Source organism: Cellulosimicrobium funkei (assembly GCF_004519295.1).
Taxonomy (GTDB): Bacteria; Actinomycetota; Actinomycetes; order Actinomycetales; family Cellulomonadaceae; genus Cellulosimicrobium; species Cellulosimicrobium funkei.
Genome location: NZ_SOZH01000003.1, coordinates 518,523 through 542,351, shown reverse-complemented (window position 1 = coordinate 542,351; position 23,829 = coordinate 518,523). Strand labels below are relative to the sequence as shown.

20 protein-coding genes and 7 tRNA genes are annotated in these 23,829 nt (G+C 74.9%); 8 read left to right on the top strand and 19 right to left on the bottom strand.

The window, feature by feature from the left end; genetic code table 11:
• Positions 1-168: 168 nt before the first annotated feature.
• The 3 genes from E1O70_RS05550 to E1O70_RS05540 are packed head-to-tail and all read right to left on the bottom strand — an operon-like array spanning position 169 to position 3,125.
• Positions 169-1,212 carry a lipid II:glycine glycyltransferase FemX gene (locus E1O70_RS05550; protein ID WP_228485323.1) on the bottom strand — a complete coding sequence of 348 codons (1,044 nt, stop codon included), beginning with the start codon at positions 1,210-1,212 and terminating at the stop codon, positions 169-171.
• A 21-nt stretch (positions 1,213-1,233) separates the two neighbouring features.
• Positions 1,234-2,508: an HRDC domain-containing protein gene (locus E1O70_RS05545; RefSeq protein ID WP_061268193.1), complete on the bottom strand. Its 1,275-nt coding sequence runs from the start codon at positions 2,506-2,508 to the stop codon at positions 1,234-1,236.
• Positions 2,505-3,125: a DUF3000 domain-containing protein gene (locus E1O70_RS05540; protein ID WP_034655857.1), complete on the bottom strand. Its 621-nt coding sequence runs from the start codon at positions 3,123-3,125 to the stop codon at positions 2,505-2,507. The genes E1O70_RS05545 and E1O70_RS05540 overlap by 4 nt, the downstream gene beginning before the upstream one ends.
• Positions 3,126-3,383: 258 nt before the next feature.
• Between E1O70_RS05540 and gndA the strand changes: the two genes are divergently transcribed.
• Both gndA and E1O70_RS05530 read left to right on the top strand, forming a co-directional pair.
• Positions 3,384-4,820 carry an NADP-dependent phosphogluconate dehydrogenase gene (gndA, locus tag E1O70_RS05535; RefSeq protein WP_061268192.1) on the top strand — a complete coding sequence of 479 codons (1,437 nt, stop codon included), beginning with the start codon at positions 3,384-3,386 and terminating at the stop codon, positions 4,818-4,820.
• A gap of 223 nt (positions 4,821-5,043) precedes the next feature.
• Positions 5,044-6,213, top strand: coding sequence for a DegT/DnrJ/EryC1/StrS family aminotransferase (locus tag E1O70_RS05530; RefSeq protein ID WP_061268191.1), 1,170 nt, complete (start codon positions 5,044-5,046; stop codon positions 6,211-6,213).
• Positions 6,214-6,315: 102 nt separating this feature from the next.
• Here the strand turns inward: E1O70_RS05530 and E1O70_RS05525 are convergent, their stop codons facing one another.
• Positions 6,316-7,548 (bottom strand): carboxylate--amine ligase, encoded by a 1,233-nt coding sequence (locus tag E1O70_RS05525; RefSeq protein ID WP_021482717.1) that lies wholly within the window; start codon positions 7,546-7,548, stop codon positions 6,316-6,318.
• 100 nt (positions 7,549-7,648) lie between these two features.
• On the opposite strand from E1O70_RS05525, the gene cuyB reads away from it, so the two are divergent.
• Positions 7,649-8,389, top strand: a complete 741-nt coding sequence (cuyB, locus tag E1O70_RS05520) for a cysteate racemase (protein WP_061268190.1) — start codon at positions 7,649-7,651, stop codon at positions 8,387-8,389.
• 61 nt (positions 8,390-8,450) lie between these two features.
• Here the strand turns inward: cuyB and E1O70_RS05515 are convergent, their stop codons facing one another.
• Entirely contained in the window at positions 8,451-8,936 is a 486-nt protein-coding gene (locus E1O70_RS05515; protein WP_061268189.1) for a hypothetical protein, read from the bottom strand.
• Positions 8,937-8,941: 5 nt separating this feature from the next.
• A complete protein-coding gene (locus E1O70_RS05510) occupies positions 8,942-9,775 on the bottom strand; it encodes a dihydrofolate reductase family protein (protein WP_061268188.1) in 834 nt (277 codons plus the stop codon).
• Positions 9,776-9,812: 37 nt separating this feature from the next.
• Here E1O70_RS05510 and zapE point away from each other — a divergent pair, with 37 nt between their 5' ends.
• Positions 9,813-10,934, top strand: a complete 1,122-nt coding sequence (gene zapE, locus E1O70_RS05505) for a cell division protein ZapE (protein WP_061268187.1) — start codon at positions 9,813-9,815, stop codon at positions 10,932-10,934.
• 3 nt (positions 10,935-10,937) lie between these two features.
• Here the strand turns inward: zapE and E1O70_RS05500 are convergent, their stop codons facing one another.
• The 4 genes from E1O70_RS05500 to glgX are packed head-to-tail and all read right to left on the bottom strand — an operon-like array spanning position 10,938 to position 18,608.
• Complete coding sequence (locus E1O70_RS05500; protein WP_061268186.1) at positions 10,938-11,825, bottom strand: polyphosphate kinase 2 family protein; 888 nt, start codon at positions 11,823-11,825, stop codon at positions 10,938-10,940.
• A gap of 14 nt (positions 11,826-11,839) precedes the next feature.
• Entirely contained in the window at positions 11,840-13,735 is a 1,896-nt protein-coding gene (gene treZ / locus E1O70_RS05495) for a malto-oligosyltrehalose trehalohydrolase (protein ID WP_061268185.1), read from the bottom strand.
• Positions 13,732-16,404, bottom strand: a complete 2,673-nt coding sequence (treY, locus tag E1O70_RS05490) for a malto-oligosyltrehalose synthase (RefSeq protein WP_082774562.1) — start codon at positions 16,402-16,404, stop codon at positions 13,732-13,734. Before treY ends, treZ begins: the two co-directional genes overlap by 4 nt.
• A complete protein-coding gene (gene glgX, locus E1O70_RS05485) occupies positions 16,401-18,608 on the bottom strand; it encodes a glycogen debranching protein GlgX (protein WP_061268184.1) in 2,208 nt (735 codons plus the stop codon). The genes treY and glgX overlap by 4 nt, the downstream gene beginning before the upstream one ends.
• A 214-nt stretch (positions 18,609-18,822) precedes the next feature.
• On the opposite strand from glgX, the gene E1O70_RS05480 reads away from it, so the two are divergent.
• Complete coding sequence (locus tag E1O70_RS05480; protein WP_021482368.1) at positions 18,823-19,038, top strand: hypothetical protein; 216 nt, start codon at positions 18,823-18,825, stop codon at positions 19,036-19,038.
• A gap of 19 nt (positions 19,039-19,057) precedes the next feature.
• Here the strand turns inward: E1O70_RS05480 and E1O70_RS05475 are convergent, their stop codons facing one another.
• The 9 genes from E1O70_RS05475 to E1O70_RS05435 all read right to left on the bottom strand — a co-directional run bounded on the left by E1O70_RS05475 (position 19,058) and on the right by E1O70_RS05435 (position 21,465).
• A complete protein-coding gene (locus E1O70_RS05475; protein WP_306303318.1) occupies positions 19,058-19,372 on the bottom strand; it encodes a hypothetical protein in 315 nt (104 codons plus the stop codon).
• 56 nt (positions 19,373-19,428) lie between these two features.
• The gene (locus E1O70_RS05470; RefSeq protein WP_034653086.1) at positions 19,429-19,752 is read right to left on the bottom strand and encodes a DUF2277 domain-containing protein; all 324 of its coding nucleotides are present in this window, start codon (positions 19,750-19,752) and stop codon (positions 19,429-19,431) included.
• Positions 19,753-19,797: 45 nt separating this feature from the next.
• Positions 19,798-20,682, bottom strand: coding sequence for a hypothetical protein (locus E1O70_RS05465; protein ID WP_082774572.1), 885 nt, complete (start codon positions 20,680-20,682; stop codon positions 19,798-19,800).
• Between the two features lie 51 nt (positions 20,683-20,733).
• Positions 20,734-20,808 (bottom strand) — tRNA-Val (locus E1O70_RS05460).
• Between the two features lie 14 nt (positions 20,809-20,822).
• Positions 20,823-20,893 (bottom strand) — tRNA-Cys (locus E1O70_RS05455).
• A 54-nt stretch (positions 20,894-20,947) separates the two neighbouring features.
• Positions 20,948-21,020, bottom strand: a tRNA-Gly gene (locus tag E1O70_RS05450).
• 159 nt (positions 21,021-21,179) lie between these two features.
• A tRNA-Val gene (locus E1O70_RS05445) sits at positions 21,180-21,251 on the bottom strand.
• 22 nt (positions 21,252-21,273) lie between these two features.
• A tRNA-Cys gene (locus E1O70_RS05440) sits at positions 21,274-21,344 on the bottom strand.
• Positions 21,345-21,392: 48 nt separating this feature from the next.
• Positions 21,393-21,465: transfer RNA gene (locus E1O70_RS05435), tRNA-Gly, on the bottom strand.
• Positions 21,466-21,639: 174 nt separating this feature from the next.
• Here E1O70_RS05435 and E1O70_RS05430 point away from each other — a divergent pair.
• The 3 genes from E1O70_RS05430 to E1O70_RS05420 all read left to right on the top strand — a co-directional run bounded on the left by E1O70_RS05430 (position 21,640) and on the right by E1O70_RS05420 (position 23,792).
• Positions 21,640-22,749, top strand: coding sequence for a chorismate-binding protein (locus E1O70_RS05430; RefSeq protein WP_061267226.1), 1,110 nt, complete (start codon positions 21,640-21,642; stop codon positions 22,747-22,749).
• The gene (locus tag E1O70_RS05425) at positions 22,746-23,666 is read left to right on the top strand and encodes an aminotransferase class IV (RefSeq protein WP_240696609.1); all 921 of its coding nucleotides are present in this window, start codon (positions 22,746-22,748) and stop codon (positions 23,664-23,666) included. The genes E1O70_RS05430 and E1O70_RS05425 overlap by 4 nt, the downstream gene beginning before the upstream one ends.
• 54 nt (positions 23,667-23,720) lie before the next feature.
• Positions 23,721-23,792 (top strand) — tRNA-Val (locus tag E1O70_RS05420).
• Positions 23,793-23,829 lie beyond the last annotated feature (37 nt).

Here is a 23,829-nt window from a genome sequence, read left to right as displayed (position 1 = left end):
GTCGGGACGGCGGTGTCCGGAGCGGCACCGCTCGGGGGGTCGTACGTGCGATACACGCTACCGCGGGTATCGGGAAAGCACGAGACCGATGCTACGACATGAAGAGACCCGGTATCGCATCGCGCGATACCGGGTCTCTTCGGGGTTCGGGGCGCTCGGGAGCCCGCGTCAGCGGCTCCCGCGGAGCTTGCGCACGACCTTCTTCGCGGTCGGCAGGCCCTTGTTCCACGCGGAGTACCACATCGAGAACGGCACGTCGACGCTGTGCACGAGCTCGTCGTCGTGCTGGGCGAAGCTGCGCTTGAACTCGCTGATCCCGTCGTTGAGCAGACCGTTCATGTCGTACCGGACCAGGCCGGCCTGCTGCGCGAGCGTGATCGCGTGCCACTTCACCGGCGCGTTCGCGCGCAGCTTGCGACCCGCGTCGTTGATGCCGCCGTAGAGCTCGAACGACGTCGTCGCCGACGACACGCACCACACGAACGACACCGGGGCGCCCTCGGAGAACGCGGCGACGAGCACCGAGTGCTCGCCGAGCTCGCGGTGGATCGCGAGGTAGTACTCGTCGTCGTGCAGCGCGAAGCCCGCTCGCTCGGCGGTCTCGTGGTAGACGTCGAGCACCTGGCGCACCTCGGCCTCGTCCGTCACGCGCCGCACCTCGAGGCCGGTGCGCGCCGCCTTGCGGATGTCGTACCGCGTCGACTTGCCCATGGCCTTCGTCAGCTCGTCCTCGGACTTCGTGAGATCGAGGATCAGCGTCACCGGGTAGAGGATCGGGTTCGCCGCGGGGCGGGCGTCGGGCAGCGCGAGGTGCGTCCCGACCGGCCAGTCGGGCTCGATCGTGACGCCGACGCCGCCCACCGTCGTCTTGCACCACGCGACGACCGCACGGGTCACGGCGTCGCGCGTCGCGTCGTCGCCCACGCCCGGGCCGGCGCCCCAGCCGTCTCCCGCCGGCGCGATCACGGGCCCGCGGGGCACGTGGCACAGCGCCTTGAACTGCGCCGGGAGGGACCGCACGAGGACCTGCGCCAGGCCGCGGACGCGGCCGTCGCCGTCCACCGCCTCCACGCGGTGCGGGGTCCAGGCGCCCGTGGCCTTGACCTCGCCCCAGCCCCACAGCTGCAGGGGGTGGCCGCCGAGCTCGTTCACCCGGGCGTCCCAGGAGGCTCGGTCGGTGACTGTCCGGATCGTCAGGTTCGCGTCGTGCACGCGGACGACCCTACCCTCCCGCTACCGCTCGCCGGCGCGCTCGAACGCGTCCGCGAGGGGCTCCGCGACGAGCCCCACCTGCCACTCGCGCGCCCCGCGGCCGCGCAGGAACGCGGCGATCCCCGCCGCGTCGGCGGGCTCCGGCGGCGTCCAGCACAGGCGCCGCAGGGCGTCGGGCTGGAGCACGTTCTCGACGGGCAGCGCGTACCGCTCGGCGAGCTCCTGCACGACGCCGCGCGCCGCGTCGAGCCGTGCCGCGGCGCCCGGGTCGCGGTCCGCCCACGCGCGCGGCGGGGGCGGGGCGTCCGTGCGCGGCCCGCGCGTGGTCGGCAGCGCGCTCGCGGGCAGCGCGAGCGCCGCGTCGACGGCCCGCTGCCAGTACGCCGCGCGACGGCGCGTGCCCTTGCCCGCGAACGGCGGCAGCTCCACGAGCTGGCCGGCCGTGCGCGGCAGCGCCTCCGCCGCGGCGACGATCGCGCGGTCGGGCAGGACGCGCCCGGGAGCGATGTCCCGCGCCCGTGCGGTCGCGTCGCGGGCCTCCCACAGGCTGCGGACCACGGCCAGGCGCCGCGGGTCGCGCAGCGTGTGCGTGCCGGACGTCCGACGCCACGGCTCGGGTCGCGGGGCCGGCGGCCCCGCGGTGCGGACGGCCTCGAACTCCTGTGCCGCCCAGTCCGCCTTGCCCGCCTCGTCGAGCCGCTCCCCGAGCGCGCGGCGCAGCGGGACGAGCACCTCGACGTCGAGCGCCGCGTACCGCAGCCAGTCCTCGGGCAGGGGCCGCGTCGACCAGTCCACCGCCGAGTGCTCCTTGGCGAGGCCGAGCCCGAGGACCTCGGCGACCACCGCCGCGAGGCCGACGCGCTCCATCCCCAGCAGGCGGGCGGCGAGCTCGGTGTCGAACACGCTCGCCGGGACGACCCCGTGCTCCGCGAGCCCCGGCAGGTCCTGGGACGCGGCGTGCAGGACCCACTCGGCGTCCCCGACCGCCTCGCGCAGCGGCGACAGGTCGGGCACGGCGACCGGGTCGACGAGCGCGGTGCCCGCGCCCTCGCGGCGCACCTGCACGAGGTAGGTGCGCTGGCCGTACCGGTAGCCGGACGCGCGCTCGGCGTCGGCGGCCACGGGGCCGCTCGCGGCGGCGAACGCCTCGACGACGCGCGCGAACGCCGCGGGCGTGTCGACGACGGGGCCGACGCCGTCGGACGGCTCCGTCAGCGGCGTGACGACGGTCGGGGCACGCTCCGCCCCGGGTGCGGGGTCGAGCGGAGGGGGAGCGGGTGCTGCGGTCGAGCTCATGAGCCCACGGTATTGCGTCGCGCGGGGGGTCGAGCACCGAGGGGGGTCACGCCCTCGGGCAGCGGCGGCAGCCCGGCGGCCGTGCACAGGAGCTGCGCCCACGCCGCGAGGTGGTCCCCGAGGTCGGCCGTGCCCGGGCCCGGCGCGACGGGCGTCCACGACGCGCGCATCTCGAGCTCGACGTCGTTGTGCTTGCCGGCCAGCGCCCCGAAGCTCTGCGACAGCACGCGCGTGACCGTGCCGCCCTCCGCGCGCACGACGGCGCCCGTGTCGTGCAGGGCGTCCTCGAGCCACGTCCACGCGACCTCGGCGAGCACGTCCTCCGCCGCCATCTCCGGCTCCAAAGTCGCGCGCACGAGCGTGACGACGCGGAACCGGCCCTCCCACGCCTCCTGGCCCGCCGGGTCGTAGAGGACGATGAAGCGCCCCGACGCGAGCTCGGGGTCGTCGGAGCGCGCCGCCTCGACCTCGCCCGTGAGCGCGACCGACCACGGCGCGATCCGGCGCGGGGCGGGGACTTCGCGCAGCGTCACCTCGGGCCGCAGCCGGCGCGCGCCCAGGGCGTCGAGGACGGCACGGAACTCCGGGGGAGCGTCGGTCCCGTGAGGGGTGGTCACCCCGGCACAGTACGAGCGCGAGGGGCGGGAGGGACGCACGCCGCGCGGGTGTCATCGAATCGTGATCCCGACTTCGTCACGATCCCTGCGGGTGACCGGATCGTGGCACCCCCGGGGCTCGACGGCGCCCGAGGACTAGGCTGGCAGCGTATCCATCCCCGGTGCACCCGGCCGCGCGCCCGCGCCCGGCCCGGTTCCGCGCCCTCCCGCGCGCAGCCGTCGTGCGCCGGGACCGACCCTCGAGGAGCAGGGAAGCAGATGTCAGCACGCGCACAGATCGGTGTGACCGGACTCGCCGTCATGGGTCGCAACCTGGCCCGCAACTTCGCCCGGCACGGCTACACGGTCGCGGTGCACAACCGCTCGTACGCCAAGACCGAGTCCCTGATCGCCGAGGCGGGCACCGAGGGCGACTTCGTGCCGTCGGAGTCGATGGCGGACTTCGTGGCCTCGCTCGAGCGCCCGCGCAAGGTCGTCATCATGGTCAAGGCGGGCGCGGCGACCGACGCCGTCATCGACGAGCTCGTGCCGCTGCTGGAGGAGGGCGACATCGTCGTCGACGCCGGCAACGCGCACTTCCCCGACACGATCCGCCGGGAGAAGGCCCTCGCGGCGTTGGGCCTGCACTTCGTCGGCACGGGCGTCTCGGGCGGCGAGGAGGGCGCGCTCAACGGCCCGTCGATCATGCCGGGCGGCACGCGCGAGTCGTACCAGAGCCTCGGCCCGATCCTCGAGGACATCTCGGCGAAGGTCGACGGCGTGCCGTGCTGCACCTACGTCGGGCCCGACGGCGCCGGCCACTTCGTCAAGATGGTGCACAACGGCATCGAGTACGCCGACATGCAGCTCATCGCCGAGGCGTACGACCTGCTCAAGCAGGGGCTCGGCGCGTCCGCGCAGGAGATCGGCGAGATCTTCGCGCAGTGGAACACGGGCGACCTCGAGTCGTTCCTCATCGAGATCACCGCGGACGTGCTCCAGCACGTCGACGCGGAGACCGGCAAGGCGTTCGTCGACGTCGTGCTCGACCAGGCGGAGCAGAAGGGCACCGGCCGCTGGACGGTGCAGAACGGCCTCGACCTCGGCGTGCCGATCACGGGCATCGCCGAGGCGACGTTCGCGCGCGCGCTGTCCGGCTCGGTCCCGCAGCGCGAGGCCGGTCGCGCCGCGCTGCCCGCCGACGCCGCGGCGTGGGACGTGCAGGACCGCGACGCGTTCGTCGAGGACGTGCGCCTCGCGCTCTACGCGTCGAAGGTCGTCGCGTACTCCCAGGGCTTCGACCAGATCGCGGCCGCGTCGGCCGAGTACGGCTGGGACATCGACCGCGGCGCGATGGCCCGCATCTGGCGCGGCGGCTGCATCATCCGCGCGCGCTTCCTCAACCGCATCACCGAGGCGTACGAGCGCGACGCGCAGCTCCCGCTGCTCCTCGCCGACGAGTACTTCACCGGCGCGGTCGGCAACGGCCTCGCGGCGTGGCGTCGCGTGGTGGCGCAGGCCGCCCTCAACGGCGTGCCGACGCCCGCGTTCTCGTCGTCGCTCGCCTACTACGACGGCGTGCGGGCCGAGCGCCTGCCCGCCGCGCTCATCCAGGCGCAGCGCGACTTCTTCGGCGCGCACACCTACCGCCGCGTCGACAAGCCGGGCGTCTTCCACACCGAGTGGTCGGGCGACCGCACCGAGTCCGACGCCTGACGTTTCTCTCCGACGTCCCGACGGCGGTCGTCGCGCTCCGGCGCGGCGGCCGCCGTCGCGCGTCCCGGGCCCGTACCTCGTGTCGCCCGCACGTCCGGTCGCGCGCGGTCGGTCCCCGCGCGTGACGAGCGGCTCGGCCCGGCCGGCCCGCCGACGTGGCAGGCTAGGCGCGCGGGCCGCTGCGTCGGCCCCGACCCCCTGACGCCGGACGACACGGAGAACGATGAGCCGCCACCCGCAGGACGCGACCGCGACGAGGATGCTGGCCGACCGGACGGGCACCGACCCGGCTGACTGGTTCCTCGTCTTCAAGGCCCGCTACGGGATGGAGGTCGTGTTCCGCGCGCTCGCCGAGGCCCGGGGCCCGGGCGACGTGGTCACGCAGGTGTTCACGTGCTCGACGGCGGTCGACCCGGTGCTCGTGGCCGGGCTGCGGCCGGTCTACGCCGAGGTGTCCCCGGCGACGGTCGCGATCGACCCCGACCGGCTCGCCGTCGGCCCGGGCACGCGGGCGGTCGTGCTGCAGAACACGTTCGGCATCGTCGACGAGGCGGCGGCGCGGCGCCTGCGCGACGCCGCGCGGTCCGTCGGGGCGCTGCTCGTCGAGGACAGCGCGCACTGCGTGGGGCGCCTCGCGCGCGACGCCGACGGCACGCCCGTCGCCGACGTCTCGTTCCACTCGTTCGGCGTCGAGAAGCTGCTGCCCACGCGGTTCGGCGGGGCGGTGTGGGTGAGCCCCGCGCTCGACCCGGCGCTGCGCGCCGCGACGGTGGCGGCGCTCGACGCGCTCCCCGTCGTCGGGCCGCGGCTCGACCTCGCCGCGCGCAGCTTCCGCACCCAGGTGCGCGTGCTCAACCGCCTCCCCGGCGCGGCGGCGGGCAAGGTGCGTGGCGCGCTCACGGCCGTCGGTGCGTACGAGCCGGCGATCGCTCCCGTGGAGAACCGGGGCGGCCTCGCGCACCCGCCGCAGCGCCCGTCCGCGTGGGTCGTGGACCGCATGGTCGACGCGCTGCGGTCCAGCGGCGACACCGAGGCGCGCCGCGCCGACACGGTCGCGGAGTACGTGCGGGGGCTGTCGGGCGTCGTCGAGGTCCCGGCGGGGATCGGGGAGCGCGCGCCGCTCGTGCGGTTCCCGTTCTTCGCGCCCGACGCCGCGACCGCCGACCGCCTGGTCGCCGAGCTCACGGCCGCCGGGTTCTACGTCGGCAAGTGGTACCGACCGGCGCTGTTCCCCGGTCCGGACGACCCCGCGGTCTACGGGTACACCCCGGGCGACCCCGCGCTCGCGACGACGGAGGACCTCGTCGCGCGCGTCGTCAACCTGCCGACCACGGTCGGGGTCGCGACGGCGCGCCGCCTCGTCGAGGCCGTCCGGTCCGCCCTGGGCGCCTGAGCCCCACGACCAGGCGGTCCGTGGCGGCCGACCAGGTGATCCCGGCGCGTCCGCGACACCGGACGGGCCACGACCACCTGGTCGGCGCCGCGACTCCCGCGGTTACGCCGACGGGCGCGAGCGCGCGAACTTCACGTAGTCGAGCGTGTGGCGCAGGTCCACGCGCCACACGTCGAGGCGGCGGCGCAGGCTGCGGTCGGGCGCGTACCGCAGGGTGTGCCACACGCCGTGCTTGCGGGCCTTCTTCACGCGGTGGCGCAGCGACACCGGGACGAGCGCCCGGACGACGGGGTAGGGCACGTTGACCCACAGGCGCGCGTCCGACGTGACCTGCTCGGGCAGCTCGCGCCCGTACACGAGGTCCTCGACGTAGCAGCGCGCGAGGTTGCCGCCGGCGGCCATCGTGTAGAAGCTCGCCGCGCCCTGGCGCAGGTTGACCTCGAGGATCTTGCTCGTGCCGGTGCGGCGGTCGTACATGACGTCCAGGTTCGCGGCGCCGACGTAGCCGAGGCTGTCGAGCAGGTGCCGGACGGACTCCGTGAGCCGGTCGTCCTTCATCGTCACGACGGCGTTGTAGTTCCCGACGAGCTTCGGGTCGTACTCGCCGAGCACGATCTGGGCCGCGGACAGGAACCGCAGGCGGCCGTGGCGGTCGGAGTACGTGTTGACCACGCGCATGACCGACTCGTCGCCCGCGAGGTACTCCTGGACGATGAGGTCGTCCGTGTAGCCGGCGGCGTAGATGCGGCGGCCGACGTCGCGCAGCTCGGCCGCGTCCTGGACGAGGTACACCTTCTTCTTGCCCTCGAACCGCAGGCGCGGGTAGGTGTCGGTGTCGGCCGGCTTGAGGATGAGCGGGTACGGGAAGGGCAGGTCCTCGCCGAAGCCGGGGGCGTCGACGTCGGCCGCCGTGGCGACCACCGTCTCCGGGTGCGGCACGCCGAGCTCCGCGCACGTGCGCGCGAAGTCCGTCTTGTTCATGAGGCGCGCGGCCAGGTCCTCGCCGACGAGCGGGATGACGTAGAGGTCCTCGAGCTCGGCCCGGTGGGCGACGACGACGTTCGTGTAGAACTCGATGTTCGCGATGAGCAGGCGCTTGCGGCCCGGGAACTCCTCGGCGAGCTCGCGCAGGACGGCGACGATGCGCTCCGGGTCGTCGAAGTCGCGGTAGGTGCGCACGTCGACGATGCGGGAGTCCGCCGTCTCGCGCAGGGGGAAGCGGCCCAGGGCCAGCGTGCGGACGCCGTACGCCTCGTGCAACGACCTCGCGATGTTGTAGGTGTTGAGGTTGGTCCCCAGGACGATGGGGAGGAACTCGGCGTTGCCGTACGTCATCGCGGAGGGTCGTCCGTTTCTCTGTCGGGTCGGCGGGCGTCCGCCATCCTACGGTCCGCGCGGCCCGCTCCCCGGGACGCGGGCGCCGTAGGATCCACGGGTGACGTCGCGACCGGACCAGGACCACGCCCAGCCCCTCGTCGGAGTGCTCGGAGGTGTCGGGCCGCTCGCCACGGCCTACTTCCTCCAGCTCCTCGTCGCGCTCACGGAGGCCGAGCGCGACCAGGACCACGTCGACGCCGTCGTGCTCAACCACGCGACGATCCCCGACCGCACGGACTTCATCCTCGGGCGGTCGGACGCGGACCCGGGCCCGGTGCTCGCGCGCGACGCGGAGCGGCTCGAGCGCTTCGGCGCGGACTTCCTCGTCATGCCGTGCAACACCGCGCACTACTTCACGCAGCAGGTGCTCGACGCGATCAGCGTCCCGTTCGTGTCCATCATCGACACGACGGTCGACGCGGCGCGGGCGCGGGTCCACGACCTGCACGCGGTGGGCCTGCTCGCGACGGCGGGGACCGCGGCGTCGGGCGTGTACCAGGACGCGTTCGCGCGCCACGGGGTCGAGGCGCTCGTGCCCGACGACGCCGACCAGGCGCTCGTGTCGCAGATCATCTACGAGCAGGTGAAGGCGGGGCGGCCGGTCGACATCGAGACGTTCCGGGCCGTCGCGGGGCGGCTCGTCGAGCGCGGGGCCCAGGTCATCGTGCTGGGCTGCACGGAGCTGTCCGTGGTCGCCGTCGACCACGATCTGCTCGCCGACCCGCTCTACCTCGACTCGACCGACCAGCTCGCCCGCGCGACGATCCGCCGCGCCGGGCACCGCGTCCGCGGGGCGTGACCCCGCGGGTCCGCCGACCGCCGGACCGGCAGGCGTCCTCGCCGGCCGGACGCCGGGAGGGTCAGCCCAGCTCGCTCGTGCCCGAGTAGAGGTGCAGCACGGGGACGTGCAGCTCCTCGCGCGCGCGGGAGGCCCAGTCGGTGTGGAACGTGTCCTCGACCGCGTGCGGGTACGTCACGACGACGATCTCGCGCGCCCCGCCCGACGCGACGGCCGTGCGCAGCGCCGGCAGCGGGTCGTCGTCGACGACGACGCCGTCCGCCTCGCGGCCCGCCGCGCGGAGCTCGGCCACGCTGCGCTCGAGCTGCTCGCTCGCCTCCGCCTTCGCCGTCGTGGGCGAGGGCTCGCGGCCCAGGACCTCGTCCCACGCCTCCTTGAGCTCGCCCACGCTGAGGTGGTCGATGATCCCCGAGATGACGTTGCGCTCCGTGTCCGCCGGGACCAGCACCCGGTAGGCGAGCTGCTCGTCCTCGTGCAGCGACAGGATGTGCTGCACGTCGGCCGGGTTGAGCGTGTCTTCGGTCAGGACGAGGATCGTGTCGGTCACGCGGGTCAGCCTAGCGGGAGGAGCCAGCGCGCGGCGGTCGTACCGGCGGGCGACCCGGGCCGGTCCTCGGGGGCGTGCAGCAGGTGGGCGAGGCGTGCCCCGCGGGGGAGGGCCGTGGTCGTCCCCGGAGCCGGGGCGCCGCCCACGATCCGTCCCGGTCCGGGCCCCACGAGCATCGGGGTGGTCGTCACGCACAGCTCGTCGACGAGGTCCGCGGCGAGGAGGTCCGCCAGCAGCGACGGGCCGCCCTCGGTGAGCACGCGCGTGAGGCCGCGCCCGGCGAGCGCGGCGAGTCCCGCGGCGAGGTCGAGCGCGTCGTCCCCCGCGTCCTGCCCGACGACGAGCACCCGGTCCGCGGGCACGTCGCCCCGGGCGGTGGCGGCCCCGGCCGGGCCGGTCAGCACGAACGGCGGGCGGTCCGTCCCGGCGAGCGCCGGGGGCACGCGGCCGCTGCGGCTGACGACGGCGAGCTCGAGCGGGGCGTCGCGCAGGTGCCGCAGCCCGCGCGGCCGGCCGAGCGGGGTGTAACCCTCGGCGCGCGCCGTGCCCGCCCCGACGAGCACCACGTCCGCCAGCGCCCGCAGGACGCGGAACACGCGCCAGTCCGCGTCGTCGTTGATCGACCCCGAGCGCTCGTCGGGGCCCCACGCCGCCCCGTCGACGCTCGCGACCATGTTCGCGCGCACGACGCTCGCCCCGCGCACCGGGGGCCCGTAGGCGTAGAGCGCGGCGAGCCGGTCCTCGCGCGGGTCGGGCGGGAGGTGCTCCGGGGCGGGCAGGAGCACGTCGAGCACGGGGAGGTCGGTGCGCCCGCCGGGCGGGGTGGTGGTCGAGGTCACAGCGGCCAGGCTAGCCGCAGGCGTAGGCTGGATCCTCGTGACTGCGCCCGCCTCCGGTGGTCCCTCGGCCCCGGCAGCCCTCCCCGGCACCGCCCGCGCGTCGGCCTCCTCGCCGACCCCCGGCGGGCCCGTCCGCGCCCTCGCCGACGTCCGGCCCTCCGTGCCTCCCGCCCGGCTCCTCGCCGACCTCGTGCCGCCGCGGCACTTCGCCGACGCGCGGTTCTCGACCTACCGCGCCAACGCCGCCTACCCCAGCCAGGCGCGCACCGTCGCGCGGCTCGAGGAGGTCGCGGCCGCCGTCGTGAAGCCCGCGCGCAAGGGGCTGTTCGGCGCCCGGAAGCAGACGGCGCCCGCGGTGTACATGGACGGTGGGTTCGGCGTCGGCAAGACGCACCTGCTCACGTCCCTCGCGCACGCGGTAGGCCTCGACGTCAGCGCGTACGGCACGTTCGTCGAGTACACGAACCTCGTGGGCGCGCTCGGCTTCCGGGCGACGGTGGACGCGCTCGCCACGAAGAAGCTCGTGTGCATCGACGAGTTCGAGCTCGACGACCCGGGCGACACCGTCCTCATGTCCCGGCTCCTGCGCGAGCTCGCGGACCGCGGCGTAGCGCTGGCCGCGACGTCGAACACGCTCCCCGAGGCCCTCGGCGAGGGCCGCTTCGCCGCCGAGGACTTCCTGCGCGAGATCCAGGCGCTCGCGGCCCGGTTCGAGGTGCTGCGCGTCGACGGCGAGGACTACCGGCACCGCGCGGTCGTCACGGACTCCGCGCCGCTGCCCGAGGCCGACGTGCGGGCGGCCGTCACCGGCCGGCCCGGCGCGACCCTCGACGTGTTCGACGACCTGCTCGCGCACCTGTCGCAGGTCCACCCCAGCCGGTACCGGGCGCTGCTCGACGGCGTCGAGGTCGTCGCGCTCACGGGCGTGCATCCCGTCACCGAGCAGTCCGCGGCGCTGCGCCTCGTCGTGCTCGTCGACCGCCTCTACGACCGCGACGTGCCCGTGCTCCTCGCCGGGACCGGCGCGTACACGGGGGAGCGGAGCCTGTTCACCGAGGAGATGCTGCGCGGCGGGTACCGCAAGAAGTACTACCGCGCGCTGTCGCGCCTCGGCGCGCTCGCGGAGGACGGCCGCACGGTCGCGCGCGGCGCGGCCTGAGCGTCACGTCGCGGCGAGGCGCGCCTTCTCGACCGCGACGTCGAAGTCGGCCGGGGGCCACCCGAGGTCGAGGCCGCGCAGCGCGTCGAGCAGGAGCTCGCTCACCGCGAGGCGCGCGAACCACTTCCGGTCGGCCGGGACCACGTGCCACGGCGCGACGTCGGTGCTCGTCCGGTCGAGGACGGCCTGGTACGCCTCCTGGTACGCAGGCCACTTCTGGCGCGAGTCGACGTCGTTCGGGTTGTACTTCCAGAACTTGTCCGGGCGCTCGAGCCGCTCCATGAGCCGCGCGCGCTGCTCCTCGTAGGAGACGAGCAGGGCGACCTTGACGATCGTGGTCCCCGCCGCGGCGACCTCGGCCTCGAAGCGGTTGATCTCGTCGTAGCGCGCCTCCCACACCGCGGGCGGCACGAGCGCGTCGACGCGCGCGACGAGCACGTCCTCGTAGTGCGACCGGTCGAAGACGCCGATGTACCCCGGCTCGGGCAGCGCGCGGCGGATCCGCCACAGGTAGTCGTGCCGCCGCTCCTCGGGCGTGGGCACCCCGAACGACCGGTGCGCCACGCCCTGCGGGTCGACGAGCCCGACGACGTGCCGCACGATCCCGCCCTTGCCGGCCGTGTCCATGCCCTGCAGCACGAGGAGCACCGACCGCGACCCGCCCGAGCGGCCCTCGGCGAACAGGCGCTCCTGCAGCTCGGACAGCTCGTCCGCGTGCTGCGCGACGAGGGCCTTCCCGGCGGCCTTGTCGCCCGTGAACCCCGGGGTCGACGCGCGGTCGAACGCCGCGAGGTCGAAGCCCTCCGGCACCCGCAGCGCCTGCTCCGGCGGGACCTCCCAGGCGCCCTCCGCGCCCTTGCCGTGCGTGGCCTTCGTCTTCGTCGTCGCCATGGGCGCGAGCGTAGTCACCCGCGCGCCAGGACGGCGACCGAACGCGCGGGCAGGTCGACGTGGTGCCGGCCTGCCCGGGTCGCCGGGTCCCAGCCGGCGAGCACGCGCGGCGTGCCGCCGAGCGCGAGCCGCAGGCGCCGCGGGGCGTCCCCGAGGTTCACCGCGACCGCGACGGTGCGCCGGTCGACGACGAACGCGGGCCCGCCGTGCGGGGCGGCGCCCGTCGTCGGCTCCTCGCCCGCCGCGTCGTCCTCCGGGCCGCCCGGGCCGTGGACGCGCACGAGCGAGAGGTCGCCCGAGCGCACGTCGGGCCGCGACCGCAGCGCCACCAGGTCCCGGTACCAGGCGAGCAGGCGCGCGTGCTCGCCGCGCTCCCGCTCGGACCAGTCGAGGACGCTCGCGTCCCGCGTCGAGCGGGCCTGCGGGTCGGGCACGGGGTCGCCGCCGCCCCACCCGTGGTCGGCGAACTCGGCCGCCCGGCCCGCGCGGACCGCCTCCGCCAGCTCCGGCTCCGCGTGGTCCGTGAAGAACTGCCACGGCGTGGACGCCCCCCACTCCTCGCCCATGAACAGCATCGGCGTGAACGGCGACACGAGTACGAGCGCCGCGGCCGTCGCGAGACCGCCGCCGTCGACAGTCGCCGATGTCCGGTCGCCGTGCGCGCGGTTGCCGACCTGGTCGTGGTTCTGCGAGCTCACGACGAACGCGTGGCCGTCGGTCCCGACGGGGACCGGGTGACCCCAGTCGCGCCCCCGGAACGTCGAGAACGTGCCGTCGTGCACGAACACGCCCGTGAGGGCCTTGCGCAGCACCGCGACCGAGCCGAAGTCGACGTAGTAGCCCTGGCGCTCCCCGGTGAGCAGCGCGTGCACGGCGTGGTGGACGTCGTCCGCCCACTGGGCCCGCATCCCGCGCCCGCCCTGCTCCACGCCCGTCACGGTCGCCGGGTCGTTCTCGTCCGACTCGGCGACGAGCGTCAGCGGCCGCCCGAGCTCCTGCTCCACGCGGTCCACGCGCCGCGCGAGCTCCGCGAGGAGGTGCGTCGGGGAGTCGTCGACGAGGGCGTGCACCGCGTCGAGCCGCAGCGCGTCCACGTGGAACTCGACGAACCACCGCTCGGCGTTGTCGATCACCCACTCGCGCACCTCTCGGCTGCCCGGGCGGTCGAGGTTCACGGCTGAGCCCCACGGGGTCGTGTGTGCGTCCGTGAAGTACGGGCCGAACTCCGGCAGGTAGTTCCCCGACGGGCCGAGGTGGTTGTAGACGACGTCGAGCACCACCGCGAGCCCCCGGGCGTGCGCGGCGTCCACGAACCGCTGGAGGGCGCGCGGGCCACCGTACGCCTCGTGCACCGCGTACAGGTGCACGCCGTCGTAGCCCCAGCCGCGCTCGCCCCCGAACGCCGCGACCGGCAGGAGCTCGACGGCGCCGACGCCCAGCGCGACCAGGTGGTCGAGCCGGTCGATCGCCGCGTCGAGGGTGCCCTGCGGCGTGAACGTCCCGACGTGCAGCTCGTAGAGCACCTCGCCGCGCACGTCGCGGCCCGGCCACGCGGCGTCCGTCCAGGCGAACGCCGGGTCGAACGTGCGGCTCGGCCCGTGCACCCCGTACGGCTGCCACGGGCTGCGCGGGTCCGGACGGCCCGGACCGCCGTCGACGGAGTACCCGTAGTCCGTGCCCCACGGCAGCTCGTGGTCGTACCCCCACCAGCCCGGCACGTGCGCCCCCACGAGGCGCAGCGGGAGGCGCTCGGCGCCCTCGAACGTGCCCGAGCCCTGCTCCGGCAGCAGGAGCTCGACGCTGCGCGCAGTCGGCGCCCACACCACGGGCCGTGGCCCCGGCACGGCGAGCAGGGGCGTGGCCTGGGGTGCGGGGACGCGCGGGGGCGGGACCGGTGCGCCCGCCGTCATGGTGCGCCCTCGCCCGTCGCGGCGGCGCCCTCGCCCGTCGCCGCGGCGCTCGCGGCGGAGCCCGGCGCGACGAGCAGCGCGACCGGCAGGTCGGTGAGCAGGTCCGCGACGCGGACGGTCCCCGCCGGGTGCTCGCGCCCGGTGAGCACGTCGACCCACGCGCCCGTGCCCGCGGGGAGCGCGACGACGTGGTCGCGCCACCCGCCGAGGCGGTCGACCGTCCCGGCGAGCCGGGTCGCCACCGTGACGACGTGCGCGACGGACGCGTCGTCCGTGCGGTCGCCACCGGACGCGTCGGCGGTCGCGGGGTCGCCCGTGGGGGTGCCGGCCGGGGCCGTGCGCGCGAACGCGAGCGCGCACGGCGTCGACGACGCGACGGGCGCGTACCCGGCTCCGTCGCCGACGAACGCGGCGGCGAGGGCGCGGCGCACGCGCAGGGCGCGCGCCGTGACGAGCAGCTTCTCGTCCGCGAGCGTCCGCGCGGGCGCCCCGCCGTCGAGCCGCGCGAGGCGGTCGGTGAGGTCGTCGACGTCCACGGGGCGGCGGTTGTCCGGGTCGACGAGCGTGGGCGCGTACGACTCGGCGCCCTGGTAGACGTCCGCGACGCCCGGGGCCGTGAGCCGCGTGAGCGTGATCCCGAGGCTCGCGGCGCGCAGCTCCTCGCGGTGCTCGCGCGCCCACCGGGCGAACGCCCCGGTCACGGCGGGGTCGGCGAGCGCGCGGCGGGCGAGCTCGGCCACGGCCTCCTCGTACGCCTCGTCCGGGCTCGTCCACGACGTCGCGACCTTCGCCTCGCGCAGCGCCTTGCGCAGGTAGTCGACGAGCCGGTCGGGAGCGATCGCGGCCTCGGACGTGCCGTCGGGCGCGTCGTCCGGCGTGGTCGCGTCGGGGAGCCAGGTCCCGGCCACGGTCTGCCACAGCAGGTTCTCGGCGAGACCGTCGACGAGGACCCCGCGGTAGGGGGCGGTCGCCGCGCGCACCTCGTCGACGAGCCGCGACCACGCGCCCGCGTCCTCGGACAGCACGCCGAGGGCCGCGCGCGTGTCCTCGCCGCGCTTGGTGTCGTGCGTCGACCCGGCGGTGAGGGCGTGCGGGGTGAGCGCGGCGAACCGCTGCGCGAACGCGTGCCAGTCGTGCGCGCCGAGGCTGAACCGGTCCGGCTCGCCCCCGACCTCGCACAGGCTCACGAGCTCGGTCCAGCGGTAGAACGCCGTGTCCTCGACGCCCTTCGCCGTCACGGCCCCGCACACCTGCTGGAAGCGCACGACGAGCTCGTCGCGGCGTGCCTCGCGCCGTCGTCCCGCGCTGCCGACCTCGCGGCCGAGCACGAGGTCCACGACGACGGCGAGCGTCTCCGCGCGCTGCGGGTCGAGGTGCGCGCGGGCGCGCTCGGCCGCCTCCTCGACGGCCCGGACCGCCTCGTGCCGCGGCGGGGTGCCCGGCACCACGTACGCGCGGTAGCGGTCGAACGCGACGAGCAGCTCGCGCAGGCACTGGTGCAGGCCGCGCCACGTGTGGTCGCGCAGGCGCGGGTCGTCGTGGCAGACGGCGGCCGCCAGGTCCGTGAGCCGGTGCACCTCCGCGTAGAGGGGCCCGGCGACGACCTCGCGCTTCGCCTCCTCGACGAGCGCGCCGAGGCCGCCGGGCGGCGCGCCCGTGAGGCGCGTCATCACCGCGTCGAGGCCCGACCGGCCGCCCGGGTCGACGAAGAGCTGCTGCAGGCGCCACGCGACGTCGTAGCCGGTCGTCCCGACCGTCGCCCAGTCGGGCGGCACCTGCTCCTCGCCCGCGAGGATCTTCTCGACGACGACCCACGCGCCGTCGGTGCGGTCCGCGAGGCGCTGGAGGTACTGCGCCGGGTCCGCGAGGCCGTCGGGGTGGTCGATGCGCAGGCCGTCGACGACCCCGGACGTGACGAGGTCGAGCACGAGCGCGTGCGTCGCGTCGAAGACCTCCTCGTCCTCGACCCGGACCGCGACGAGGGATCCGACGTCGAAGAACCGGCGGTAGTTGAGCTCCTCGTCGCCCACGCGCCAGTAGGCCAGCCGGTAGTGCTGGCGCTCGACGAGCTCCGCGAGCGGCAGGTCCTCCGTCCCGGCGCGCACCGGGAACACGTGGTCGTAGTAGCGCAGGACGCGCCGGGGTCCGGGCGTGCCCGGCACCTCGACCTCGTCCAGCACGAGCTCGCCCGCCGCGAGCACGTCGCCGAGGCGCGCGCCGAGGACGGGCATGAGGACCGCGCCCTCGCCCGCCGACCAGTCGACGTCGAACCACCGGGCGTACGGGGAGTCGGAGCCCTCCTCTAGGACCGACCACAGCGCACGGTTGTGCCACGCGGGAGTGGGGACCGCCATGTGGTTCGGGACGACGTCGAGCACCATGCCCAGGCCCGCGTCGCGGGCCGCGGCGGCGAGCCGTCCGAGGCCCTCGCGGCCGCCGAGCTCGTCGCTGATCCGCGTGTGGTCGACGACGTCGTACCCGTGGGTCGACCCGGGCGCCGCCTGGAGCACCGGCGAGAGGTAGAGGTGCGTGACACCGAGGCTGGCGAGGTACGGCACCTGGCGCGCGGCGTCGTCGAACGTGAGGTCGGGGCCGAGCTGGAGCCGGTACGTCGACACCGGGACGCGGGGCGGCGCGCCCGGCGTGCCGGCGGGGGAGACGGCGGTCATCGCAGCGGCGGGCGGGTCAGGACGATGACGCTGCGGCCCGTCACGGACACGGTCTCCCCGGGCTGCAGCACCTCGCCGACGTCGACCGTGCCGTCGGTGTCCAGCACGACGTCCCAGCTCTCCCCGTAGGCCGCCGGCGGCACGGTGAAGTCCAGCTCCTCGGAGTGCGCGTTGAGCAGCAGCAGGAACGAGTCGTCGACGATCGGCTCGCCGCGCCGGTCCTGCTCGGGGATCGCGTCGCCGTTGAGGAACACCATGACGGTGCGCGCGTAGGCGTGGTCCCAGTCCTGCTGGTCCATGCGCGAGCCGGTGATGTCGAGCCACTCGATGTCCGGGAGGTCGTCGGGACCCTCGGGCATGCCCGGCTCCGCGCCGCCCTGCCGGCCCACGAAGAAACGCCGCCGGTGCAGCACGGGGTGGTCGCGGCGCAGCCACACGACCCGGCGCGCGAAGTCGAGGAGCGCGGCCCGCTCGTCGTCGAGGCCCTCCTCGCCGCCCCAGTCCATCCAGGTGATCTCGTTGTCCTGGCAGTAGCCGTTGTTGTTGCCGCGCTGGGTGCGCGCGATCTCGTCGCCGTGCGCGAGCATGGGCACGCCCTGCGAGAGCAGCAGCGTGGCGAAGAAGTTCCGGCGCTGGCGCGCCCGCAGCGACCGCACGTCGGGGTCGTCCGTCGGGCCCTCGACCCCGCAGTTCCAGGACCGGTTGTGGCTCTCGCCGTCGTTGTTGTCCTCGCCGTTCGCCTCGTTGTGCTTCTCGTTGTACGACACGAGGTCGTTGAGCGTGAAGCCGTCGTGCGCGGTGACGAAGTTGATCGACGCGATGGGCTTGCGCCCGCCGTGCTCGTAGAGGTCGGACGAGCCCGTGAGCCGGCTCGCGAGCTCGGGCAGCGTCGAGGGCTCGCCGCGCCAGAAGTCGCGCACCGTGTCGCGGTAGCGCCCGTTCCACTCCGTCCACAGGGGCGGGAAGCCGCCCACCTGGTAGCCGCCGTCGCCGAGGTCCCACGGCTCGGCGATGAGCTTGACCTGGGAGATGACCGGGTCCTGCTGCACGATGTCGAAGAACGCCGAGAGGCGGTCGACCTCGTGGAACTGGCGCGCGAGCGTGGCCGCGAGGTCGAAGCGGAACCCGTCCACGTGCATCTCGGTCACCCAGTACCGCAGCGAGTCCATGATGAGCTGGAGCACGTGCGGCGAGCGCATGAGCAGCGAGTTGCCCGTGCCGGTCGTGTCGAAGTAGTGCGCCTCGTCGCCGTCCACGAGCCGGTAGTAGGCCTTGTTGTCGATGCCGCGGAAGCTCAGCGTCGGGCCGAGGTGGTTGCCCTCCGCGGTGTGGTTGTAGACCACGTCGAGGATGACCTCGATGCCGGCCTCGTGCAGGGCCTTGACCATGGTCTTGAACTCCATGACCTGCTGCCCGCGCGTCCCGTAGGCCGCGTACCCGTTGTGGGGCGCGAAGAACCCGATGGTGTTGTAACCCCAGTAGTTCGACAGCCCCTTCTCGACGAGCGTGGGGTCGTTGACGAACTGGTGCACCGGCATGAGCTCGACCGCCGTGACGCCCAGCGTCACGAGGTGCTCGATGACGGCCGGGTGCGCCATGCCCGCGTAGGTGCCGCGCAGCTCGTCGGGGACGTCCGGGTGGAGCATCGTCATGCCCTTGACGTGCGCCTCGTAGATGACGCTGTCGTGGTAGTCCCGGTTCGGCGGGCGGTCGTGGCCCCAGTCGAAGAACGGGTTGATGACGACCGACATCATCGTGTGCCCGGCCGAGTCGTCGTCGTTGAGCGGGGGAGCGGGCGGGGGTGCGTCGTCCTCCTCGCCCTCGGCGGGCTCGACCGCCTGCGCGACCTCGTCCGCGTCGGCGAAACGGTAGGAGAACAGCGACTCGTCGCCGTCGATCTGCCCCTCGATCGCCTTCGCGTACGGGTCGAGCAGGAGCTTCGCCGGGTTGCAGCGGTGGCCGTTCGCGGGGTCGTAGGGACCGTGCACGCGGTAGCCGTAGCGCGTGCCGGGGCCCTTGCCCGGGAGGTAGACGTGCCAGACGTGCGCGTCGATCTCCTCGACGTCGACGCGGGTCTCGTTCCCGTCGTCGTCGAAGAGGCAGAGCTCGACGCGCTCGGCGATCTCGGAGAAGAGCGCGAAGTTGGTCCCCGTGCCGTCGTACGTGGCGCCGAGGGGGTAGGGGTGGCCTGGCCAGGTCTGCATGTCCCTGAGGATGTCACGGGGTCCTGTTCGCTGTCGTCGCAGGAGACCCCTCGGTGACGCGATCGGTCTCGACCGGGGTCTCCCGTCGCGATCAGCGCAGTAATAGTGTGCCAAGCGACGATCGCCCTGGTGGTCGCCCCGCCCGTGCGACGCACCGACCCGCCCGGAGGCGGACGGTCGTGCATCGCGGGGTCGGACCTGGTAGACCCGTGCCATGAGCACCCACGCACACCACCGCGACGACCTCAACCAGTCCGACATCGCGTCCGCCCGGCTGTCCCCGCGCCGCGAGGACGAGGGAGAGGGGTCCGGCGACGTGCTCACCGGGGGAGACGCGACGAAGGCGCCGCAGTCGCTCTCGGAGAACGAGCGCCGGCCCATCGACGGCGCGTCGTCGGGCACGTCCTGGGACGACCCGGACGAGCTCTAGGACGTTCGCGCCCGGCCCCTCAGTCGACGCGCGGCAGGCGGTCGGCGTCGACCGCGATGAGCCGTGGCATCCCCGCGGGGGCGACGGCGCTGAGGGCGAGGTAGCGGGCCTCGGCCCGGTGCAGGCGGATGTGCTCGTCGACGGTCCAGTCGGGACCGTTGGTGAGCGGCATGCCGCACGAGCAGTCGATGGTGACGCGCCCGGCGGCGTCCTCGCGGACCTGCCCGATCGTCACGTGCTCCGACCGCGCGTCCGCCTTGGCCCGGCGCATGGTCGCGCTCACGGGCTCGGGCCGGTGTGCCTGGGGCGGGGGCGAGGCAGGTGCGTCGGTCACGGGTTCCGAGCCTAGACGCCGTCGGGACCCCGCCGCACCCGCCGTGGCGGCGCGCCTCAGTGGGTGTGCGCGATCCCGAGCGCGTGCGCCCGCTCGTGCTCGCGCTCGGCGGCCTCGCGGGCGGCGATGCGCGCCCGGACCTCCTCGCGCCGCAGGGGCGGGACCGTCGTCGGCGGGTTGCGGCGCTCGGGCAGCTCGTCGAGCAGGCGCGCGACGATCGCGGTCACCTCGTCGACCGCGCGCTCGAACGGCTCCTCGGTCGCGGCGCTCGTGCGCTGGATGCCCGTGACCTTCCGGACGAACTGGCGCGCGGCCGCCTCGATCTCCTCGTCGGTCGCGGGCGGTTCGAGGCCGCGCAGGGTCGTGATGTTCCGGCACATGCCTCGACGCTACGTGTGTGTGAGGAGCGCCACAAGAGACCGGGGTCAGGCGAGCCGGGCCGTCACCGCGAGGTGCTCGCCCGCCTCGACCCGCACGTCCGCCACCCGCACCCCCGGTGGCAGGTCGGCCGCGAGGTCGACGTGGCGCCCCTCGACCTTCGCCAGCTCGCCGCGGGCCACCACGAGCAGCGCCGCGACGACGGGGTTGCGGCTCGACAGCTCGAGGTCGCGGACGGTGAGCACCATGCGCGCGTCGACCTCGGCGGTCCCGGTCGCGCGCACGCTCGCCGAGAGCAGTCCCTTGCGCACGCGGGCGAACGCCTGGAGCGACATCGTGCGCGGCCCTGTCGCGACGAGGTCGACGTCGAGCGAGGCCAGCGTGAGGCCGATGTTCTGCAGCTCGGTGGCGACGATCCTCCGGGCGGTGGCGAGGACCGCCTCGCGCGGTGCCGAGACGCGGACGTGCCCGCCGAGGGGCGCGGCGTCGTCGGGCTCCACGCCCTCGACGGCGAGCGACCCGTCGGCGCCCTCGACCCAGCGGAAGCGCAGCCCCTCGATCTCGGCCGTGACGTCCACGGGGACGTCGTCGACCAGGAGCGGGTGCGCGTCCACCCGGAGCCGGCGCACCACCGCGTCCTCGCGCGAGCGGACGTGCTCGACGTCGACCGTCGGGGAGGTGCTGCGCCCGGACGAGGAGGCGGGACGGTCCGCTCCGAGGCGGACCCGGACGCCCGTGAGGTCGACGTCGAGGCGAGACACGTCCGGGCCCTCGAGATCGGCGTCGAGCCGGACGGCCGCCGTGCCCTCGACCTCGGGGCCCAGCGTGTCGAGGACCGCCGGCCGCAGGCGTGCGAGCAGCTCGGGGGCGGTCGTGGGACGCGGGGCCGCGCCGAGCGGCAGGACGTCGTGGGCGGGGCGCTGGTCGGGCATGGGCCGAGAGTAGACGACGAAGGCCGCCCCGGCGCCGGGACGGCCTTCGAGTGGTGGGCGATACTGGGATCGAACCAGTGACCTCTTCCGTGTCAGGGAAGCGCGCTACCGCTGCGCCAATCGCCCGGGTGCTGCATACGAGGTGGAGATGGGATTCGAACCCACGTATACGGCTTTGCAGGCCGCTGCCTCGCCTCTCGGCCACTCCACCTTGAGACGCGTCCTCTCATGCTCCCGGGGGAGCGGGCCAGAGAGTGGGCCTCCGAGCGGATGACGGGACTCGAACCCGCGACCCTCACCTTGGCAAGGTGATGCTCTACCAACTGAGCCACATCCGCGCGGCCGGTCCGTCGGGGGCTCTCACGAGCCCCGTGGTGATCGGCGCGAAGCACATACTAGCCGACTTCCGGCCGGACCCGTGCATCCGGTCCAGGTGATGGTCGGCGCGAGAGAGGCCGCTCCGGACGGTGCCGGGGCGGCCTCTCACGTCGTGCTCGTGGGCGATACTGGGATCGAACCAGTGACCTCTTCCGTGTCAGGGAAGCGCGCTACCGCTGCGCCAATCGCCCCAGAGGGGTGGTGCTGTTTGCGAGGTGGAGATGGGATTCGAACCCACGTATACGGCTTTGCAGGCCGCTGCCTCGCCTCTCGGCCACTCCACCGCGACCTGCCCTCCGCCACCACGAGGGCGGCAGGAGGGTGGGCCTCCGAGCGGATGACGGGACTCGAACCCGCGACCCTCACCTTGGCAAGGTGATGCTCTACCAACTGAGCCACATCCGCGCGGCCGGACCCTGGAGCTTCGGGGAGCGTTTCCCCCGGCCCTCCGGCGTTCCGGCGCGTCCCAGACATTAGTCCACGTTCGCGTCCGGCGTCCAACCGGCCCCGCCGAGCCCGCGGTCGGTGCTCGGGGGCCGGGGTCCGGGGCGGAGGGCGTGCCCTGGGTAGCGTGGTCCCGTGCCAGGACCTGGGAGAACACCCGCGCCGGGGTTCGCTCGCTTCGCCGGGCGCGCCGCGAGCGGCGTGCTCGAGTGCGTCGACCTCCGGCGCGAGCCGGAGCGGCTGGCCGACGACGGGCCGTGGTTCGTGGTCGCCGACTTCGACGACCCCGCCCGCGGCGGCCGGGCGCGCGCGTGGCGGTTCGCCGAGCGGCTCGCCCCGTCGGACCTGGACGCGGCGACGCCCGCGGGGGCCCGGGCCGCCTCGTGGCGCGGGCCGGAACCGACCGCGTGGCGCAGTTCCCTGGACCGGGCCGGCTACGAGGCCGCCGTCGCGCACGTGCGCGACGAGGTCCGGGAGGGCGAGGTCTACCAGGCGAACGTCTGCCGCGTGCTGGCGGCCCCGCTCGTCGGCCCGGGTGGCGGCGAGCCCGACGCCCGGGACCTCGCGCGTCGTCTCGCCCGGGGCAACCCCGCTCCCTACGGGGGCGTCCTGCACGTGCCGGCGGGGTCCGGCGTCGACCCGGTGTGGGTCGTCAGCGCCTCGCCCGAGCTGTACCTCCGGGTCGTTGGGGGCACGGTGACGTCCGGGCCCATCAAGGGCACCGCGCCCACCCCCGCGGGGCTCACGGCCAAGGACCGGGCCGAGAACGTGATGATCACCGACCTCGTGCGCAACGACCTCCAGCGCGTGTGCGACCCGGGGACCGTCGAGGTCACGGACCTCCTCGCGCTCGAGCAGCACCCGGGTCTCGTGCATCTCGTGAGCACGGTGACAGGACGCCTGCGCGCCGGGCTCGCGGGGTCGGCCGCGCTGTGGCCCGCGCTGCTCGAGGCCACCTTCCCGCCGGCGTCGGTGTCCGGGGCGCCCAAGTCGTCCGCGCTGCGGATCATCGACGCGCTGGAGCCCGTGCCGCGCGGCCCCTACTGCGGCGCCGTCGGCTGGGTCGACGGCGACGAGGCCGTGCTCGCCGTCGGGATCCGCACCTTCTGGTGGTCCGACGGCGTCCTGCGCTTCGGCACGGGCGCCGGGATCACCTGGGGGAGCGACCCCGCGCGCGAGTGGGAGGAGACCGAGCTCAAGGCGCGCCGCCTCGTCGGCCTCGCCTCGGGCACACTGGAGCCATGAGCACCCCTGCCGCCATGACACCGACGTCCGCGAGCACGACCGAGAACCTCGTGATCTGGGCCGACGGGCGCCTCGTGGCGCCCGGCGAGGTCGCGCTCAGCGCGGTCGACCACGGCGTGACCGTCGGGGACGGCGTGTTCGAGACGTGCGCCGTGTTCGAAGGGCGCGCCTTCGCGCTCACGCGCCACCTGCGCCGGCTCGCGCGGTCCGCCGCCGGGCTCGGCCTCGACGCGCCGGACGAGCGCCGCGTGCTCGACGGCGTCGAGGCGGTGCTCGCCGAGGCCGACGCGCGCACGCGCGCCGGCGCGGGGCCGGTGGGCCGGCTGCGCATCACGGTGACGGCCGGCGTCGGGCCGCTCGGGTCCGGGCGCACCCCCGGCGAGCAGACCGTCGTCGTCGCGGTCGGCCCGGCGGTCATCCGTCCCGCCGGCCGTGCGGTGCGGTCGCCCTGGACGCGGAACGAGCGCTCCGCCGTCGCCGGGCTCAAGACGACGTCGTACGCGGAGAACGTCGTGGCGCTCGCCGACGCCGTCCGCAAGGGCGGCGACGAGGCGCTCCTCGCGAACACGGCCCGCGACCTGTGCGAGGGCACCGGGGCGAACGTCTTCGTCGAGCGCGGGGGCGAGCTCGTCACCCCGCCCCTGTCCTCGGGCTGCCTCGCGGGCATCACGCGCGAGCTGCTGCTCGAGTGGGCGGCGGAGGACGGTCTGCCCGTGCGCGAGGCGCGTCCCGGCGAGCTCCCGTTCGCCGTGCTCGACGAGGTGACCGCGGGGGAGTCGGCGCTGCTGCTCACCGGCTCCGTGCGCAACGTCCAGCCGGTGACCTGGCTCGACGGCGCGGACGTGGCCGCGGGGGAGCTCTCCGTGGCGGCGCGAGACCTGTTCGAGCGGCGTCGTCGCGAGCGTCTCGACCCGTGAGGGCGGCCGGTTTTTCGATCCGGTCCGTTTCAGGCTAGTATCGACCACGCACTCGGGCGATTGGCGCAGTGGTAGCGCGCTTCGTTCACACCGAAGAGGTCACTGGTTCGAACCCAGTATCGCCCACCGAGCAGAGGCCGTCCCCGCACCCGCGGAGGCGGCC

What these genes read in the sequence shown, in the direction of transcription:
- E1O70_RS05545 (WP_061268193.1), bottom strand. Translation starts at nt 2,508, where the DNA reads ATGAGCTCGACCGCAGCACCCGCTCCCCCTCCGCTCGACCCCGCACCC.
- gndA (WP_061268192.1), top strand. Translation starts at nt 3,384, where the DNA reads ATGTCAGCACGCGCACAGATCGGTGTGACCGGACTCGCCGTCATGGGT.
- E1O70_RS05530 (WP_061268191.1), top strand. Translation starts at nt 5,044, where the DNA reads ATGAGCCGCCACCCGCAGGACGCGACCGCGACGAGGATGCTGGCCGAC.
- E1O70_RS05525 (WP_021482717.1), bottom strand. Translation starts at nt 7,548, where the DNA reads ATGACGTACGGCAACGCCGAGTTCCTCCCCATCGTCCTGGGGACCAAC.
- E1O70_RS05500 (WP_061268186.1), bottom strand. Translation starts at nt 11,825, where the DNA reads ATGGCGACGACGAAGACGAAGGCCACGCACGGCAAGGGCGCGGAGGGC.
- treZ (WP_061268185.1), bottom strand. Translation starts at nt 13,735, where the DNA reads ATGACGGCGGGCGCACCGGTCCCGCCCCCGCGCGTCCCCGCACCCCAG.
- treY (WP_082774562.1), bottom strand. Translation starts at nt 16,404, where the DNA reads ATGACCGCCGTCTCCCCCGCCGGCACGCCGGGCGCGCCGCCCCGCGTC.
- glgX (WP_061268184.1), bottom strand. Translation starts at nt 18,608, where the DNA reads ATGCAGACCTGGCCAGGCCACCCCTACCCCCTCGGCGCCACGTACGAC.
- E1O70_RS05480 (WP_021482368.1), top strand. Translation starts at nt 18,823, where the DNA reads ATGAGCACCCACGCACACCACCGCGACGACCTCAACCAGTCCGACATC.
- E1O70_RS05470 (WP_034653086.1), bottom strand. Translation starts at nt 19,752, where the DNA reads ATGTGCCGGAACATCACGACCCTGCGCGGCCTCGAACCGCCCGCGACC.
- E1O70_RS05465 (WP_082774572.1), bottom strand. Translation starts at nt 20,682, where the DNA reads ATGCCCGACCAGCGCCCCGCCCACGACGTCCTGCCGCTCGGCGCGGCC.
- E1O70_RS05425 (WP_240696609.1), top strand. Translation starts at nt 22,746, where the DNA reads ATGAGCACCCCTGCCGCCATGACACCGACGTCCGCGAGCACGACCGAG.